The sequence below is a fragment of the Paenibacillus polymyxa genome, assembly GCF_018614975.1.
GTDB lineage: Bacteria > Bacillota > Bacilli > Paenibacillales > Paenibacillaceae > Paenibacillus > Paenibacillus polymyxa_E.
This window is the reverse complement of sequence record NZ_JAGGNR010000012.1, coordinates 90,371-108,971: the sequence shown is the minus strand read 5'-3', so window position 1 is coordinate 108,971 and position 18,601 is coordinate 90,371. Positions and strand designations below refer to the sequence as shown.

Here is an 18,601-nt window from a genome sequence, read left to right as displayed (position 1 = left end):
TTACAACAGACTTGGAGCTGATTCGAAACTTCAAGTTGCCAGAAGAAGTAGGACCCAATCCTCCGCATAGGAGCGTGCCTCTATGATGATTACCAAACCACTGAACGAGCTGACGATTGCTGAAGCCGCGACATTGATTAAAAATAAGTTGATATCTCCTGTCGAGCTTACAAAATCCTATTTGAATCGCATTGAGAAAGTAGAGCCTGCTGTGCAAGCCTTCGTTACAGTCACTGCCGAACAGGCTTTGCAGGCCGCAAGAGAGTCTGAACAAAAACTGATGAATGGCGAATATCTCGGTCCTCTGCACGGCATTCCCTATGGAGCCAAAGACATTATCCATACCGCTGGCATACGCACCTCGGCCGGATCAAGTACCTTTCCAGACTTCGTACCCGGAACGAATGCAACTGTGATTAATAAGTTGCAAGCTGCAGGCGCTATCCTGCTCGGCAAGACAACAACGACAGAATACGCCTTTCAGGGAGGAGAACCGCCAACCCGCAACCCGTGGAATTTAGAACATACCCCGGGCGGTTCCAGCTCCGGCTCTGCCGCTGCAGTAGCGGCTGGCATGGCTTCCTTCACACTCGGAACGCAGACCTTTGGATCTCTGCTCAGACCCGCAGCTTACAACGGATTAACCTGTATGAAACCCACTTACGGCAGGGTTAGCCGTAATGGTGTCATCACAGCCAGTTGGAGCCTGGATCATATTAGCGCCTTCACTCGATCCTCTCAAGATAACGCAATCGTTCTGGAAGCGATGGCCGGGCAAGATGAGCTGGACTCCTTCACGCTTCCTTATGGCAAGCCAGACTTAACAAGTGCTCTTGAGCATCCTATTTCAGGAATGGTAATCGGTCTGCCGAGCAGCTTCTTCCAGACTGATGAACCGGCGATCTTGTTAGCGGTGGAGTCGGCAATCGCTGTGCTTGAGAAGCTGGGTATGGAATGGAAGAAAGTTGACATGCCTTCTTATATGGAAGAGACCGTTGCTGCTCATCGTACGGTTATGCGGGCAGAAGCTGCCGCCTTCCACCAGGAACGCTTCGCGGAAGCCTCTGATCGTTACGGCCACACGATGCGGGAGCAGCTTGAACTCGGTTACCAGACGAGTGCCGTTGATTATTTGCAGGCACAACGCATCCGAACGATATTCCGGAACGAGATGATGATGCTTTTCGATGAAGTGGATGTGTTATTGACTCCATCAACACCATATGTAGCCCCACACGGCTACAAGACAGGCAGCCCGATTTTCAACGGACCTTTCACCAATACAGGTCTACCGTCCATCACCGTACCCATCGGGTTCGATACCACCTCAGGGAAGCCATTGCCTATCGGCATGCAGCTTGCTGGTCCACTCATGCGAGAAGACCGCTTGTTGTCCATCACTCATCATTATCAGCAGGCTACGAACTGGCATCAGTTAACACCAAATATACACATTCATTAGGAAAGGAATGACAGCTACGATGTCTACCATCATACATGCAAGTGCAGCACCCAAGTTCCCGCTTCCTTTCTCCCATGCTGTCCGCGCAGGAGATTTGGTCTACGTCGCAGGTCAGGTAGGCGTTGATCCACAGATGCTTGAGCCTATCGGCGGCATTAAGGAGCAGACGGAGCAGTGCATTCGTAATATTGAGGTTATCCTGCAAGAAGCCGGACTTACACTCGATCATATTGTGAAGGTAACCACTCATCTGGCCCGAGTCGAGGATCAGCCTGAATACAACGAAGTGTATGCGCGAATGATTCAGCAGCCCTATCCTGCCCGTATTACCGTATTTAGCGGGTTAGGCCCTTATTTAATTGAAATGGAAGTGCTGGCGTATTCGCCTTCCATTCGAGGAGAGTAACACATCACCAAAGAGCACCTGTAGCCATAGATGGGTACAGGTGCTCTTTTTGTCTAGAAACCCGGTTTTCTTTTGAGAAACGGGTTTCTTTTCGTATACCTATTTTGTTTTGAAGCGAGATGATTCCTCAGCAAGTTGTTTGGTCAGTTCATCAATTCTCTGCACCATATCTGTCAAATGTTCCGTCATGCCGGACTGTTCCTGCATTGTTGCTGTGACTTCCTCAACAGAAGCCGACACCTCTTCACCGGAAGCAGACAAGTTCTGTGCAGCCCCAATGACGTCATCCTTATCACGTTCAATCGATTCGATCTCCGTGGCAATAGCCTGAACCTGGCTCATCATCTCATTCATATTCTCGGTGACAAAATTGAATGTCTCCTTGGTCTGGCTAACGCTGCTCTTATGCTGTTCCGCAATCGCTTCAATAGCCTGAACACTTCGGTTATTCTGCTCCACGTGATCAATGGTCTGCATCACAATTCGGTTGATATCCTCCGATTGAGCTGTCGTCTGCTCTGCCAGCTTGCGGATCTCAGAAGCAACGACTGCGAAGCCACGTCCCTGATCACCAGCTCTCGCCGCCTCGATCGAAGCATTCAACGCAAGTAATTTCGTCTGATTTGCAATTTCGGCAATCGTACCTGTGATCTGGTGAATGCCCGAGGAGCTTTCGGCGAGTTGCACTGTAATTTTGGAGATGTTGCCAACTTCAATCTCGTTCTGCCCGTTCACCGCAATAAGTGCATCAATAACTTCATGATTATTTTGGAAAGCATCCGTAATTTCATCTGCCTTGAACTTCACTGCCTGCGACATTCCATTCACGTTGGCAATCTTGTTACCAACATTCATGAATTTGTCCACAATGGCTTCCGTATCGTTGGCCTGGGACTCCATCGCTCGTGAAATCTCAAATGCTGTTGTCGTTGTTTCGGCAATCGTGGTCGAAGTTTGCTGAGTGGACTGTTCCAGCTCGGATGTACTTGTTTTCAGGATGCCGATAGAATGGTTCATGCTGGAGATCAGCTGTTTATTGCCTGCTGCCATGGTATTGAAGCTGTCCACCAATTGTTTGAATTCTCCGCTATATTTACCTTGAGCCTGCACTGTCAGGTCGCCGTCAGCAAGCTGTCTGAACAACACAGTTAGTCTTGTAATTGGCTTGGTTACCAGCAAAGAGATCAGAATACCCGCTACGACGGAAACCGCAATAGCACTAAACAGAACAATATACATCTGTTTGGCCATCGCACGCAAAGGCTTCTGCACATCACTCATTTTATCTTCAACAACGATAGTCCAGTCGGATCTTGGAATTTTGGAGTAATACGCCACTTTCTCGTCTGTACTAACCTCCCCTTGCTGTAGTTCAGCGCCAGGAGCAAGATCAATCAATGATTGGTATTCGCCGGACTCCATCTTCTGGCCTGCCAACTTCTCATCCGCTGAATCGTAGATGACCGTACCTACACGGTCCAGAATGATCACTTTTCCCTCATCATTAATATTGATATTTTGTAGCTGATTAACGAAGAACGAGGTGGATGCCGCAGATACGAGCACTCCCTGTACTTCTTGATTCTCATTGTAGATTGGCATGGCAAAAGCCGTACCAAGTTGTCCTGAGGACTTGGCTACAATTCCTTCACTAATCACGTTTTTACCCTGAATCGCTTCTTGGAAATATGCCCGATCTCCGCGTTCCGCCTTGATCACTGCCGGATCATTCGCTGCAATAATAATGCCATTCCGATCCAACAAAATCAGACTGTTGTTACCTTCCATACCTGCCAGGCTGTCCGCGAGAATACCACTTGCCTTATCCAGCAGCTCATTGTTTTCCGAGAAAAAGTTCTCACCTTCCTGCCCATTCGTATTCCGAATCTCCAGCAGATCCTGGAAGGTACGATGTGTTGTGATCAGAAAAGTGGATTTTTCTTCCAAACTTAGTGAAGCATACAGACCTGCCCCCACCCGGTCAGAGGTAGCCTGAATTTCATCTTTGCTTTTGTCGAGTGTGATGACAGCCGCTACGCTGTAACACACTACCGCAGTTACCGCCAGTACGATACACACCAGCAGACTGATCATAAGTGGCAGTTTGACTCTGAACGACATGTTGCGCATGCGTTCTCTTGCCTTGCTAAATACCATAATTACATTCACCATCCATTTTCATTTTCATCATTACGAATTCCAAATTCTATGTATCTACTTTATATCGGTCGATATCAAATAATCTGTAAGCTGTTTTCGTCAGTTATTCTAGGTCAAAGGCCACTGCACACGATTGGAGAATGAAGACTTTGGGTTAATACAAAATATGACATCAACATCGTATAATATATAAAATACATATCGTGCAGGAAGAGGGACAACGCATTGAATCCGAAATTACTCCGCGTTTCCGCTATCTGATCAGATCGCCTATTTTGCAAGGACTCACTATACAAAGTGAAGGTGAATTTTACAATTACAGTGCAGCTTGATAGATTTGTACTACATCTTCACGCTGCAAGTTTTTGAAGAATCCGAACGGACGGTCATCCATTTATGTTGTTCAGTTTCGGGAATGGACAGCTGCAAGGAAGATACACTGCCCATAGTGGACCGAGTTCAAGATCTATAATTCTCCCGCATAAAGACCGACCTTCTGTGGAGAAGGTCTTGTTTTTGTGACATGCAGAGCCGTAGTCCATAGTCAGAAAAACGGCGTCTATCAATAAACGATAGACGCCGTTTTTCTATTATAATATGAAAATGGTTACATATTTTAACGAATCTTTGCAGCAATATAAACAGTAGAGCTATTATAAAAATTTTTGTAAGAACCGAGATCCCATGAAAAGGTACCTGGATCAGAGATATTTGTGTTTATGGATGGCTGCTGGCCATGTTTTTCTGACCATCTACCAGTACTATTTTGCAGCATAAAATGATAGTCTACCAGATCAGCGCCTACATCAACTTTGCCATTTCCGTTTGCATCAATCCAACCGACTCTGAAGGCAATACGATGCTCTTCATCGGTCACTGCCGCTGTTCTGCTGGATAGTTTTTTCCATCCACTTTTCAAGTAACTTGGATTAGACGTCCCATCTTTAATGATAAGTGCAGCTCCAACGTTTGGATTTGTGAAATAACCGGTATCATAAACATTTGAGATATTATCGCCATCTCCAGGGTTCCAAGCCCAAGGCAACTTTAATGCATAGCCGTAACAATTGGGTTGAGTTGTAGTAACCGCATAATATGGCCATGCATTGCCATAAGCAGAGGCCATAGGTTTCACAATATCATTGTGTGGTGCCAATTGTATCGTAATATTCGGTGTTTCAATAACTTGATCGGGACTGTCGGGTAAAACCACATTTGTTTTGGCTTTGAGCTCGCCTAATGTAAATTGATTTCCTTCTTCGTCCATGATAATTGTATTATCGCCTTGATATTTACCTACCTTTGCTTTTGCAGTTCCTGATGTTTGCACTTCGGTGAATTTCTCAATACTGTACTGATTCGTAGTTTCTGGTGAGGCCATCGCAACGGATGCCAAGCTTACATTAAATAATAAAGTACAGGTAAGGGCGGCTTTGAAAATTTTCTTCACTTCAATATCGACTCCTTCACTTGGAATAAACAAATAATAGCATAATAAACCATTTAATTCCACTTATTTTTCGTTGGTTCAACTTTTCATTTCGAACGAATAGGTTCTGGATCTTTGCTACGAAAAGCCTTTCGATTTATCGATTGGGAGGAAGCAAGGTATGGCTCCCTGTTTTTCGATATTCCTCTGCGCTGTAGTCATTTGAGACAAGTTGAGATTTACTGGAAGGCTTTAAGTTCTCGCGGCTACGATACTCCAAAAGGGCATTTCGAAGAGCACTTCCCCCCTGTCGTCCCGTTATCTCGGCATCCGGTATATGAGTTGGAACTTTGGTGTCTGGGAACAGCACCCCCACATGCAAAAGACGACTTTAAAAAATACATAAAGATGGTAACTCAACCTTTGTTCTCCTGACCCCCTCCTCATTCCGGGTTAGGCGTAAGTTGAATTCACTGTTTTCCCCTCAGGTAGTGTGTGGTTCATTTCTCCTATGATAAACCTCCATTACCTCTTTTGGCATGTCCTTTTTCAATTTTAACAAGTGTTTATTTTAAAAAAATATTGCAAACGGAACGTTGTTCCGTATATAATCGGAACAACGCTCCGCTTACATCCATCTTTAGCATAATAAGGCGGCGCTAGTCACAAATTGATGCAGAAAAGGAGACTACTATTATTATGGAAATCAAGGTTAATGCACCCAATCCAGTCGTTTCGATGAAACCGGTAGTACTATCAGCCCCGGGCCGTGATGAGGATTTGCAAGTGCGAGTGTCTGCGCCCGCGGTTGGGCGTGAATTACCTATTATTGTTTTCTCTCACGGCTTTGGCTGGTCGTTGGACGGCTACGGCCCGTTAGTCGACTTCTGGGCTGCTCAAGGCTTCGTGGTCATTCAACCCACCCATCTCGACTCGAGGACGCTGAACCTTCCTCCTGAAGATCCCCGTACACCATTGATCTGGCGTTTCCGGGTCGAAGACATAAAGCGCATCCTTGATCAGCTTGATCTCATTGAAGCTTCCGTTCCCGGCCTCAGTGGGCGCCTCGATCCCAGCCGCATCGCTGCAGCCGGACACTCTTTCGGCGGACAGACGGTGGGCATGCTGCTCGGCGCGCGTGTCCTTGATGCCCACGGCGAACCGGCAGATGACATGTCCGACTCACGGATCAAGGCAGGCGTGTTGCTTGCCACGACTGGCAAGGGTGGAGCTGACCTTAGCCCGTTCGCGGCTGAGCACTTCCCCTTCATGAACCCGAGCTTCGCGGACATGAGCACGCCGACCCTCGTCGTCGCGGGGGACCATGACCAGTCCCCACTGTCCACTCGGGGGCCAGACTGGTTCACCGACCCGTATTTCCTGAGCCCGGGCAGCAAGAGCCTGCTCACCCTCTTTGGGGCAGAGCACTCGCTTGGCGGCATCTCTGGTTACAGCGTTGCGGAGACAACAGACGAGAGTCCTGAACGAGTCGCCTTAATTCAGCAGCTTACACTGGCTTACCTTCGCAGTGCACTTGGTCTTGATGATTCCAGTTGGGTAGCAGCCCGCTCAGCTCTGGCAAAGAGTGACAGTCCGCTCGGACGTATCGAGTCCAAATAAGGAATAGGCGATGGCATCGATCTGACCATTTTATAATAAAGCTTAATTACACATCTTCTAACAATACATTGACGGTTAATTTGTAGATCAGAATGAATAGTTTAGCCGGGATCATACTCGTTTCAGAATGCTTACGAGTATGGCTCGAAGTATGGGATAGCAACATTGAACACAAATGAATTAAAAAAGGAGATACCCTGCGTATGGAAATCAAAATTAGCACACCTGCTCCGGTCTTTTCGTTCAGTCCGGTAGTCCTTTCCGTTCCCGGTCGTGCTGTAGACCTGCAATTGCGGGTCACCGCACCGGCGACCGGAAGCGAACTTCCGATCATGCTTTTCTCACATGGACAGGGTCCATCCAATCATCTCTCCTCACTGAACGGATATGCTCCACTCGCCAACTTCTGGGCAGCACATGGATTCGTCGTAATCCAGCCGACCCATCTGAGCTCGAGAACGCTGAACCTCGGTTCGGATCATCCCGCGGCGCCGCTATACTGGCGATCCCGTGCTCAGGATATGACACATATCCTCGATCAGCTAGACACAATCGAGTCCGCTGTTCCGCAGCTTCTCGGACGCCTCGACCGGAGTAGAGTCGCCGCAGCTGGCCACTCCATGGGCGGGCATACCATAAGCCTGCTGCTGGGAGCGCGGCTCACCGATCCTCATGACGGAACAGAAGTGAACTTGGCCGAGCCCCGGATCAAGGCGGGCGTACTCCTTGCGGCTCCCGGCAGAGGCGGCGATGCACTCAGTGAATTTACGCTCAAGAATTATCCTTTCTTCTCTACTACCAATTTCTCTGAAATGAAAACACCTGCGCTTATTGTTGCTGGGGACCAGGACAACTCCCGTCATCTGACGGTTATGGGCGCAGACTGGCACACCGATCCGTATTTCCTTTCCCCCGGTCCCAAGTCCCTGCTCACTCTGTTCGGCGCAGAGCACGGACTTGGTGGAGTGTCTGGCTACGATGTCGCCGAGACGACGGATGAGAATCTTGAACGGGTAGCTGCGGTTCAGATACTCACCTGGGCTTATCTCCGTACTGAACTCTATCCGGAAGATTCCGCATGGGATTCAGCATGTATGGATTTGGCAGGGAATGACAACCCTCTGGGTCGTATTGAAACCAAATAAGGTAACTCACTGATTGACTGATGGATCATCAACATGGCGAGGGGGATATCATTATGATCAACATATTCCTCCGATAAAAGAAAAAGGAGCCATCTGCATGGCTCCCAGTTCAATCATATATATCTTGTTGCGGCAGCAGGAACTTGACCCGTTCCTGCTGCCGCTTTTTAATTATGGCAATCCGTACAATGACCACGAGCCTGGAAAGAAAGCTCGATCTATCGGCAAAATAACTAAGCTTATTTTCACTTGGCAGATGGCTGGATAACATTAAAGTCTTAAGTACCAGGAACAGTCACTCGCTTACAGAGTCGCACGATAGCGCAGTCCATCTACGAGCAGAGCAACCATCTGCCGTGCCTGCATAGCATTGCCCTTATGTCCCGTTGCAGAGAGACTCGCTACTGCTCGTAACAAGTCATCCGGTTCAACATCAGCACGCACCTCACCAGCAGCAGCAGCAGTCTCAAGCAAGATTCGCAGCGCAGGCTTCAGCCGCTTATCAAAGTAAGCAGGCAGGGTCTCATATGCCGGGTTGCCCGAATGCAGCGCCGCCGCGAGTCCACGCTTGGCCGCTATGAAATCCACGTATCGCTGCATCCATCGCGCCAGGGCCTCACCGGGTTCATACTGGGCAGACAGCTCCTCCGCCGCATCTGCACAGGCATCGACCTCCTGCCGAAATACAGCCTCGATCAGATCCGAGCGCTGTGGAAAATGACGATAAAGGGTGCCGACACCGACACCAGCCTTCTCCGCAATCTCCCGCACTGGGGCGTCCACTCCCGAGGTCGCGAACACCGTCATCGCGGACTGGAGCAAAGCATTAATGTTGCGCTGTGCGTCGGCGCGCACGGGTCGATCCGTGTGGTTGCGAGGTTCTAAGCCATCACTGGGGTTTTCCGTTTTGTCATTCATCCATAAATTCCCCCCATCAATTGACATTCACGGAATTCATCCATTGCGATTCCCCCGAATTATACTATTAACACCCAACTGACTCAAGCATGTGTTCCGATTACAAACCTTTGAAAAAATGGATTGGTTTCAACCATATTTTCCCGAAATCCGAAAAAAGATATCCTCGCCCTTGATAAACGATTCAAGGCGAACATCGCATCCAGAGCATTTATACGCCTATAGATGACTTTTTGAATATTTTCCTTAACCCAGATCTGCTATTCGTTGTTTAATGCGAGGAAATAAACTAAAAGCATTCTCGTAGAATACCTTCTCATGATGCTGCTCCGGTACAAGTCGGCGGACAAATTCGGCATACAGATCGATGGGCGCAAGCGGCCAGTCGGTACCAAACAGCATTTTCTCGTAATGATCCGAATAGACCAAGGCCCGGCGGAAATGATCCATGAACAGAGGCTCATTCATGAACCGTTCAAAATGGGGCCGATCCCCCACCACAAGACCAGACAAGTCCGCGTACACGTTCGGATTCTTCGCCACTACTTCAGCTGCATCCATCACCCAGGGATCACCCAGATGACAGATCATGAAGTTCACACCGCGCTGCTGCAAGGCTAATTCATCCACCGTCAACGGATGCGAATATTTGAGTAATCCATTCATGGAGTACGTGTCACCCGTATGAATCACAACAGGCAAGTTGTACTTGGCTGCGAGTTCATAGACCGGGGTATAGATTTTGTCATACACATAGTGATGATAGTATCCGGCATAGAGTTTGATTCCGGCTACTTCAGGGGATTGCAGTCTTGCTTCAATCCGGTCAAGCTCGTCCTGAGCGTGTTTACCATCTAGGGCATTGGGATTGATGCCCACACATTCCATGAGGAATGACGGAACCTTCTCTTCCAAATCAAGCCCCATCGGGTTAGGGGAACTGGAATCCGGGAACGCTCCCTTTGTCTGCTCCGTAACCCCCATTCCAATGCCAAGAATGACGTCGTTTTTATCAAACTCCGCTTTAAGACCAACGGCAGAGTAATCCACTTTCGATAGATCGATTGCTGTTCGGTGAAAGCTGTCGATGTCCGACAGATGAATGTGAATATCAATGATCGGCATGTGAAGCCTCCTTTTCATCGGTAGAAGTTGCAAAATTCAGTTTGAGAAGCTCATGCACATCCGCTGAACTCAGCGGGATGGGTCCCAGGACAAGATAGGTCGGCTCCGTCCAGACCGTCTCCCCGTGATGAAGTGTCAGATGATGATTCACGTTCAGACCCGTCACCTGATTATTGGCAAACCCCCACGCACTCTGATTCGGGTAACGATGGACCGCATGCAGCATGTTTTCACGCGAAACCGATCCTACTCGCAAAAGGTCTTCAAGTGAAAGACCCAAATCCACCTTGCCCAGCGGGAATCTATCTTTACCCGGTTGCTCTACCCAACCTTCCGCAAAGACAGATGAAGGCTGGAGGAAACGTTCCTCCGCAAGCGAGTAATCCGTCAGCGTCAGGCCGCTTTCGTTTGTCACTTCAAGCAGGGTGCATAGCACAGGAACACCAGGTAGCATCAAATAATGCTGGTGGATCGTGATTCCACCATTCGCTTCATGCTTCTCAATCCGGGTGGTCAGCTTTATACCCTTCCAGACGTTGCCGTATTGATCCTTGTGCTCTGTCCATGAAGCGGCTCTCTGTTCCAACTGGCGGCTGAAACCATTCATGCCCGGAATCCCCACACCCAGTCCGCCGTACCACGGATTCCACCACGAGCGTGGAGCCGGTTCAGGGTACGAGCTATCCAGCCATTCTTCTCCTGCAACTTTCAGTGAGTGTACTACACTACCGAATTCTGGAGCAACGGCGATCGATAATACGCCATTGTCTAAGGTGTATACAGGTCCCGAAGAACCTTCTTCAATCACCTGCTTCACCTCTGTTCCGCTCTGGGGGAACCAAAGAGCCGTTCGCTCCTGAATCCGATCTTCGCCCCGATATACCCCACGAACTTTCCAACCACTCACGTGCTTGTGGCGGTCCACTTCGTCTGGTGAAAATGTCAGCTTGGCGGAGTTTAGATTCTGCTCTGGATTGAATTCCTTCGCTTTTGCCATAACCTCCGGTTCGCTACCCTGCTGTACATACAGCTCCAGGTTGCCCGCAAGCGGAACCAGTTTGTGTTCAGTCAAGGTTGCTTGCAGCACATCCGGGGCAAATGGATTCCCCCCACTCAGTGTCAGATCCAGATGACTGTTCAGCAACGGAATGACCGGGTTACGCTGCTTCCGGGCAAATGCACGGAAATCATGCCATTTGGCGAACGTGTTCAGAGCAAACACCGTTTCCTTGGTTCGTGCTACAGCCCCTGGCTCCAAACGGCCCAGATCATGCTGCAATCCCAGCGTGTATTCCGGACGAAGCAGCTTAAGGGAAGGGTCCCAATAGATGCCACACGCGCCATACTCTTCCTTACAGAACAGCCAGTTTTCCGTAATCTGCGAACTGTCCCAATGACTCGGATCGCCAGCGTAAGAATCCCCCATATCCACAAAACGGCCTTGGTAAGGTAGAATTAGCTGGTTTCCGTAGAAACCAAAGTTATTCATTAGATACAGGTCCTCTTCCCAGGCGGTATCTCGTGTATTTTCAACCTCGTGGTGGAATTCAGCAATTCCATTCGCAGACATCTTGACCACGGACTTAATCTGTAAGCCCGGGAAGTCCTCCGAGTCATACCTCGCTTCAAGAACCTGACGTTCCCCTTCGGGATAAATATTCACTTCTTTTGCTTGTTTCTTGGATAACTCTTCGGCAAACGGCTTACCCAGCTTCGGATAAGTCCACCAGAATGAATGACGGGAACCCGGATATTCAATCCACATAACATTATCATGCTTGTTCATATGGAGCGAGAATGCGCCATTAACAGCCACCCATTGATCCTCAATCTGCCCGCCATATTTCCCTTCGATTCCCTTCATCAGTACAGAAACTTTGCTTGTAAAAGAGATCGCATGGTTCCCCACTGGGACAGCCGTCACTTCTACTTCTTGGGAATAGAGACCATATGAACGCAAGGTGAAAGGCACCGGCACAGACATTTTACCTTTGGCTGGCACCGTAAAGCGCACCGAACGTTCCGCCCATTCCAGGAATTCATCCTCAGGCAGGTTCAGGCTGAACTCCGTTTCGGCATCCACATTATTTTCCACGTTCAGAACCAACTCAGCCGGGATGCCGGGATAGAGCTCTTTCACAGGCAAGACGGTCTTGATCTTGGCCGGAAATTTCGGGGCAATTCCTAACCTGAATTCCGCTTTCTTACCACCGATCAACCAGGTGCTGGCAACCACGGGATGTGTCTTATTGTTATTCTGTTCCTCTGTAATTGGATCAAGGTGAAACTCACCTTCCACGGTAATGGTTTCTCCCGGAGCAACTGCTCGTGCAGCCTCCAGCGCAAATCGAATATTTTTGTTATCCTCACCCTTGATCTCGACCACCAGATCGGACGCAGAAGTGTTTTTGATGCGATAGCGAACCTTATAACTGGAACCGAAAACCAGATCATGATCATCGACTTCTGTTGAGATTTCGTAATCCGGTGTTTCGAGGGCAGTCAGCCCGCGACCCGACTTTTCAAATTCAGCCCGCAGGGAGACATCTCCCTTTTTCCACGTATAGTCAAAGAAATCAAACCCACGCTCCCGTCGGCCATCCGGCTCGACGACGAGTTCACGCGTGCTGTCTGCATACCAATCCAGCTCCTCGAAATATGGAACGAGTGCTTCGGTCTGCAAGATGGTGGGAATGAAATTCATCAGATGCACATTCTCATCTTTTTTCTCCCAGAAGAATCCGCATTTCTTGTACATCGGTACAGCCTTTGTATTCCCTGCCCATGTGAACAGATCCAGGCGGGGCCATCCGGCCTCTACGGTCTTGCGCACAGCATTCAAGATCAGATTACGTCCAACCTTATAACCGTGATAGTCGGGGCGTACGTTAAGCAAAGGTACATATAGCGCTCTCTCGTCATAGCGGTAATGAGCAAAACTGCAGAAGCCAACAACCTCTTTATCATGAACAGCTAGAAACACATAAAGATTGGACGAACTCTCCATCTCCCGGCGAACTGTTTCCTCTGTTCTAAGGTTGGTGCCCCCTCCCCAGCTTTCATTACTACGGTTCCACATATCCGCGAGTGCGGCAGCGTAAGAGGGATTGTATTCAATAATATGGATTTGTTCAATAATCGAAGATACGGTCATGTTCTGATCTCCTTCTCTTTATGTACAGGATGGTGAAGAAGCTAGTGATAGTCTTATCATACTATAAATGGAAGCATTTTCAGAGAATTAAAAATCTTTCTTTCCAACTTATATGTGCCTTTCGGAAGCTCTTGTTAGAAGCGTCAAGGATGGAAGAATCTATTTAGGCATGAAAGAAAAAATCCACGTCTTTTAGTTAGACGTGGATTTAGGAATATGATCAGCTACTAATTTTCAATTATGCCAATATAGAACGGACATTGCGTAGAACTGATTTCATAAATTCAGAGGTTGGTTCGGCATGCCCCGCAATTTGGAAACGTCGTTGCCGCACATCAAGACTCTTCAACTGATCCGTCAAAACAACACCTGAAAATGGTAGGTCTTCTGGTAGTGTAACTTCAAAAGGATAATCCTTGGCTTGGCTCTTTATGGGACATACAACGGCAAAACCCGTTATTTCATTGAATTCAAGTTCCGATAGAACAATAGCAGGTCGTCTCCCGGCTTGCTCGTGACCCGCTTGAGGATCAAAGTCAAGCCATATCAGATCGCCTCGTTTGGGAATAATCAAAGTAACTCGTTCCCTTCAGTACCAAAGTCTATTTCTTCATGTCTTGTATCCTGTTTCACTTTAGAGAGCAAAGTCTTTAGATGGTTACGTAGTTCCTCATTGGACTCTACAGGCTTGGTTTTTGGACGCAACAACAATTCATTATCTTCTGTCACCAAAATCTCGATTTCCGAGCCTTCTTCCAGATTAAGACGCTTAAGCAATTGGTTAGGAATGCGAATTGCACTGCTATTTCCCCATTTGCTAAGTGTGGCTGTAGTCATGGCAATCCCACGCCTTTCGTTTGGTTGATGCTCCAATTATACCTCACCTCCCTACAGTTGTATATCTATATGATATACATGAAACAATAAAAGGATACATTGTATTCAACCATAAAATAATGATTGTACAGCCTATGATTATGAATAGATATACCATTGGTATAAAGCAAAATAAGCATATAAAAAAACCTCATTTGGTCGAAACGAGGTTTCCCAGTCAGATCATCCCCAACAATGAAAAACAGCTGTAAACCTTAGACGAAAAAAATGAAGTCCAGACTGCCCCTGTTTTATGGAGCTATAGTCCCTCGGTAGCTTACCCTTGTATAATGTGCCTTGATCTCGACTGCCAGTTCGGACGCAGAAGTGTTCTTAATGCGATAGCGAACCTTATAGCTGGAACCGAAAACCAGATCATGATCATCGACCTCTGTAGAGATTTCGTAATCCGGTGTTTCGAGGGCAGTTAGCCCGCGACCCGACTTTTCAAATTCAGCCCGCAGGGAGACATCTCCCTTTTTCCACGTATAGTCAAAGAAATCAAAACCACACTCCCGTCGGCCATCCGGCCTCCACGGTCTTGCGCACAGCAGCGTAAGAGGGGGCGTATTCAATAATATGGATCTGGTCGATAATCGAAGTTTCGGTCATGTTCTGATCTCCTTCTCTTTATGTACAGGATGGTGAAGAAGCTAGTGATAGTTTTATCATACTATAATTGGAAGCGTTTTCAGAAGATTATATCATTGCTTCGGTATCCACTTCTGTATGAAGTGTCAATGAATCCATTCAACCCTTATGTACGGGTAAACATATTGCCGCAGTGTGTCCTGAAATGGACAAACATGCGAACTTTGACAAGCTCTATTCGCTATTGTTAATCTGGGTATAGGAGTGTTTCTTTTATATATAAAAAAGATAGATTCATGGAGGGAAAGCATGACAGAATGGATCACGCAATTTATACTCTTTTTTAAAGATTTGTCATACGCAGGTCTCGTTATTGCCTTGTCGTTTGAATTCGTACCTGCTGAACTTGTGCTGCCCATGGCGGGATATTGGGTGTATCTGGGGGATATGAAGCTGTGGCTGGCTATTCTGGCTGGTACCGTAGGTGGAACGTTTGGACCTCTGACGTTGTATGCCCTTGGACGATACGGCGGCAGGCCGATGGTCGAAAAATTCGGCAAGTATTTCTTGATTCGCCCCCACCATCTAGACGCTTCCGATAAGTTCTTCGAGAAATATGGCAGCGGGGTAGCTTTCTATGGACGTTTTGTCCCCGGTATTCGGACAGTGATCTCCATCCCATGTGGAATGGCGAAAATGAATGTGTTTAAATTCAGTATCTTTACATTCTTGGCCATGCTTCCGATCACCTCATTGTACATCTACTTGGGATTCAAACTAGGCTCTCAATGGGAGCATGTGGACGAGATTATTAAGCCTTATATCGTTCCGGCAGCGGTGGTTTTCTTGGGTGCTTTTGGATTGTACGTGCTTTTGAAACGTTGGAAAAGAAGAACGGCTTTGAACAAGTCATAGGCTTGTTGAGGAAATTCAGACTGTGTAGTAAAGTGGCTGGTATATGATGAAAAAAAGTCCTTACTCTACATGACCCGTGGTTATGATTTGTTAAGATACTAGTGATAGATGATATACCGTACTAATCTACTCGTATATTCATATGCAAAGCCCCACCGATCATGGCGATTAGCGGGGCTTTATCGTTTCAATTGATTTCTAAATCAGTTCCTGCTTCCGCTTCAGATACACATATAACACTACGCCAGATGCCGCACAGATCACAGCACATAAACCGATGAATCCATATCCCGCTTGAAGTCCGCGCAGCAGTCCCAACTGAGTCGTTGAACCGTACAGATTCTTCACACCTTCAATCACCCAGCCAATCACATAGTTACCAATGACACTGCCAACCCCCATCAGAGTAACTGTGAACGTAATCGCAGTGTCACTGCCGTTTGGATATCTGCGTGCGATAAATGCCATAACTGTTGGATAGATCATCGCAATGCCCGCACCTGATATGGCAAAGAAAATCGCAAGACGCTCTCCCCCTGCAAGCGCCACGAACGTACATACTCCCGAGAAAGCCGAGAACATAATCAGTGACAATACAAATCCGATCCGATCCGTTAATGGACCAAGCAGCAGACGTCCCAGCGAGAACGTGAGGAAGAACGCAGATAATAACCCGGAGGCTTTGACCGTGTCCCACGTGTAGGCTTTTTCCAGGAAATTAACCAGCCAACCCCCAACCGCCAGCTCCGATACTACGCCAAAAGAAAGAATGAGCACCATCAGCCAAAGGGCAGGATCATGTGTTAACGTCTTGAGTGATGTCCGATCTTCATGCGGAAGATCATCCCCGGGGAATTTGCTGCGCAGCGCCGCAATGATCGGCAGCAAACAGAGCGACAACATCACCAGATACATGCCGCGCCAGTCCAGTTCGTGTCCAAACACGCTCAACGACATGACACCTGTCGCGAGCAAAGGCGCTACCGTTGAACTCAGCCCATAGAAGAAATGGGACAGGTTCATCATCGTACCCGTGTTTTTCACAAAGATCCGTGCACCCAGAATCGCCAAGGCAATCTCCAGCATGCCGTTACCGATGTACATGAAGAAGTATGATGAAGCAAAGAGTGGATAGGTATGAGACACATAAATGAACACACCCGAGAGCAACATGGATGCAAATGAAATGATGCTAACGGCCTTGATGCCCCATTTGCGTACCAGGATGGCCGTGAAGGCACATGCGATCAGGTACCCCAGTGCGTTCAGGGACAATAACGTCCCGAGCTGTTTCTCATCCAGATTAAAGTCGAATTGAATGCGCGGAATGGCTGGCCCCTTAATATTTTCCGATATGCCAAATACGATAAATCCAAGAAAGATCGTTGCCAGTTGCATGGCGTACAGCTTGTTGAACTTTCGTTTGTTCCCTTGTGTACCTGTTTGCTGATTCAAAATAAGTTCCTCCATTGTGTCTATATAAGTTGAAACAAGGGTCATAAACTGGACACTCCAATGACAGAATAACCTTCCAATCGCTGTTATCCCCAGATTTTTTGAATTCCCTTCTCCAAAGGGAAAATCCGGTGATAAAGGCGACCGCTTCGCTTTTTCAGGTTTTTTCTGTCCTCTCCGTTACTGTTTAATGAAATAGTTCATCTTATATAAAAGGATTACTACAATTTTATTCGATCAGATAGGAGATCATCCTTCTGATCAACGTTCAGTTCCTTTACCACTGCTTCTCAATAACCTGAATGCGGTAGGTCAGGCTCTCCAGCGTCACCGCGACCAGCCCAGTCACATATTCGCGCCGAGTGTCTCTCTGAATAATCAACTCCGGCATATGCTCCAGTGGAATCATTCGATCCAAACAACCTTGCGTCAGGTCATCACGCATCGCCGGGTCCATCGTATCACCTGTGACCACAATCGTTGCCGGGTTAATGATCGCGATGATGGATACCAGCGTCTGTACGACCAGTTCCTTCAACCCTTCTGTCGTTTTCAACATTCGCAACTGCTCTTCCCGTGATACGCCAAAAGGCAAAAAGGATACCTCGCCCCCAAATTGCGTATTCCCGGTCAGCGGACGACCATCAATGATAAAGCCCGCACCCGGAAAATGGTTCTCGGGAAATGTAACGACTGCGAAATTCTTCTCTTCTTCAAATTGCTGCTGGTTATACAGTCCATACACCGTCAGGTTCATGTCGTTGCCAATGACCACTTCCACGTCTTCATATTGCTCCTTGAGCCTTGGCCCGAGTGGTTGGTACATTAGCTCCGGTACATCGCAGATGCCAACAACGCCATTGTGCGCCACCCCAGGTATGCCGATACCAATCGCCTGAACATTGTGGTGTTGTTCGATCAGGGTTGCAATCAGATCCTCTACCACCGTGACATTAATCTCATCCAAAAAGAGTGTCTGTTCGTCCGCCATCTCTCCGTTCAGATTGGCATATGTATGTGTGATTGAGTGAATGCCGCCCTCCGTTCGAATAATCAGGCACAGCACACTGGCGTAGTCAGCATTAAACTGATACCGACTGGCAGGTCTTCCCCCGCTCGATTCATCCGGGCCCAGATCGATAATTTCACCCGTTTGGAGTAATTCGTTCAGGATCGTGCCGCATGTCGCTACGCTGAGTTTGGTCAGGTTCGCAATGGAAGCCTTAGTGCCTACACCCATCGATCTAAGCGTATTCTTCACCAATTCAACGTTAATCCGCTTCACCTGTTGGGTGTTGTGTGATGTGGGTAACATGGTTAGTTTGTATGCCTCCTTTTGTTCATT

General features: G+C 47.8%; 16 protein-coding genes. 6 read left to right on the top strand and 10 right to left on the bottom strand.

Features of this window, described 5'->3' with window-relative positions; all coding sequences use genetic code 11:
* Positions 1-82 precede the first annotated feature (82 nt).
* Entirely contained in the window at positions 83-1,462 is a 1,380-nt protein-coding gene (locus J7E78_RS11385; protein ID WP_251034974.1) for an amidase, read from the top strand.
* A gap of 19 nt (positions 1,463-1,481) precedes the next feature.
* A complete protein-coding gene (locus tag J7E78_RS11380) occupies positions 1,482-1,868 on the top strand; it encodes a RidA family protein (RefSeq protein WP_215076311.1) in 387 nt (128 codons plus the stop codon).
* Positions 1,869-1,967: 99 nt separating this feature from the next.
* Here the strand turns inward: J7E78_RS11380 and J7E78_RS11375 are convergent, their stop codons facing one another.
* Positions 1,968-4,025, bottom strand: a complete 2,058-nt coding sequence (locus J7E78_RS11375; protein WP_215076310.1) for a methyl-accepting chemotaxis protein — start codon at positions 4,023-4,025, stop codon at positions 1,968-1,970.
* A gap of 619 nt (positions 4,026-4,644) precedes the next feature.
* Positions 4,645-5,478 carry a hypothetical protein gene (locus J7E78_RS11370; RefSeq protein WP_215076309.1) on the bottom strand — a complete coding sequence of 278 codons (834 nt, stop codon included), beginning with the start codon at positions 5,476-5,478 and terminating at the stop codon, positions 4,645-4,647.
* 678 nt (positions 5,479-6,156) lie between these two features.
* Between J7E78_RS11370 and J7E78_RS11365 the strand changes: the two genes are divergently transcribed.
* The 3 genes from J7E78_RS11365 (at position 6,157) to J7E78_RS11355 (ending at position 8,490) form a co-directional block, all read left to right on the top strand.
* Positions 6,157-7,077, top strand: a complete 921-nt coding sequence (locus J7E78_RS11365) for an alpha/beta hydrolase family protein (RefSeq protein ID WP_215076308.1) — start codon at positions 6,157-6,159, stop codon at positions 7,075-7,077.
* Positions 7,078-7,280: 203 nt separating this feature from the next.
* Complete coding sequence (locus tag J7E78_RS11360) at positions 7,281-8,222, top strand: alpha/beta hydrolase family protein (RefSeq protein ID WP_215076307.1); 942 nt, start codon at positions 7,281-7,283, stop codon at positions 8,220-8,222.
* 97 nt (positions 8,223-8,319) lie between these two features.
* Positions 8,320-8,490, top strand: coding sequence for a hypothetical protein (locus tag J7E78_RS11355; RefSeq protein WP_215076306.1), 171 nt, complete (start codon positions 8,320-8,322; stop codon positions 8,488-8,490).
* A 35-nt stretch (positions 8,491-8,525) separates the two neighbouring features.
* Here J7E78_RS11355 and J7E78_RS11350 read toward each other — a convergent pair whose 3' ends face one another.
* From J7E78_RS11350 to J7E78_RS11325, 6 genes are all read right to left on the bottom strand, one after another.
* A complete protein-coding gene (locus J7E78_RS11350; RefSeq protein WP_215076305.1) occupies positions 8,526-9,140 on the bottom strand; it encodes a TetR/AcrR family transcriptional regulator in 615 nt (204 codons plus the stop codon).
* A gap of 246 nt (positions 9,141-9,386) precedes the next feature.
* Entirely contained in the window at positions 9,387-10,265 is an 879-nt protein-coding gene (locus tag J7E78_RS11345) for an amidohydrolase family protein (RefSeq protein ID WP_215076304.1), read from the bottom strand.
* Positions 10,252-13,419, bottom strand: coding sequence for a GNAT family N-acetyltransferase (locus J7E78_RS11340; protein ID WP_215076303.1), 3,168 nt, complete (start codon positions 13,417-13,419; stop codon positions 10,252-10,254). Before J7E78_RS11340 ends, J7E78_RS11345 begins: the two co-directional genes overlap by 14 nt.
* 238 nt (positions 13,420-13,657) lie before the next feature.
* A complete protein-coding gene (locus J7E78_RS11335) occupies positions 13,658-13,993 on the bottom strand; it encodes a type II toxin-antitoxin system PemK/MazF family toxin (protein WP_215076302.1) in 336 nt (111 codons plus the stop codon).
* Positions 13,990-14,292, bottom strand: a complete 303-nt coding sequence (locus J7E78_RS11330) for an AbrB/MazE/SpoVT family DNA-binding domain-containing protein (RefSeq protein ID WP_215076301.1) — start codon at positions 14,290-14,292, stop codon at positions 13,990-13,992. The genes J7E78_RS11335 and J7E78_RS11330 overlap by 4 nt, the downstream gene beginning before the upstream one ends.
* Before the next feature lie 254 nt (positions 14,293-14,546).
* Positions 14,547-14,870, bottom strand: coding sequence for a hypothetical protein (locus tag J7E78_RS11325; protein WP_215076300.1), 324 nt, complete (start codon positions 14,868-14,870; stop codon positions 14,547-14,549).
* A gap of 325 nt (positions 14,871-15,195) precedes the next feature.
* Here J7E78_RS11325 and J7E78_RS11320 point away from each other — a divergent pair, with 325 nt between their 5' ends.
* Positions 15,196-15,801, top strand: a complete 606-nt coding sequence (locus J7E78_RS11320; protein WP_215076299.1) for a DedA family protein — start codon at positions 15,196-15,198, stop codon at positions 15,799-15,801.
* A gap of 198 nt (positions 15,802-15,999) precedes the next feature.
* Here the strand turns inward: J7E78_RS11320 and J7E78_RS11315 are convergent, their stop codons facing one another.
* A complete protein-coding gene (locus J7E78_RS11315) occupies positions 16,000-17,199 on the bottom strand; it encodes an MFS transporter (RefSeq protein ID WP_215076502.1) in 1,200 nt (399 codons plus the stop codon).
* 334 nt (positions 17,200-17,533) lie between these two features.
* Entirely contained in the window at positions 17,534-18,571 is a 1,038-nt protein-coding gene (locus tag J7E78_RS11310; protein ID WP_215076298.1) for an ROK family protein, read from the bottom strand.
* Positions 18,572-18,601 lie beyond the last annotated feature (30 nt).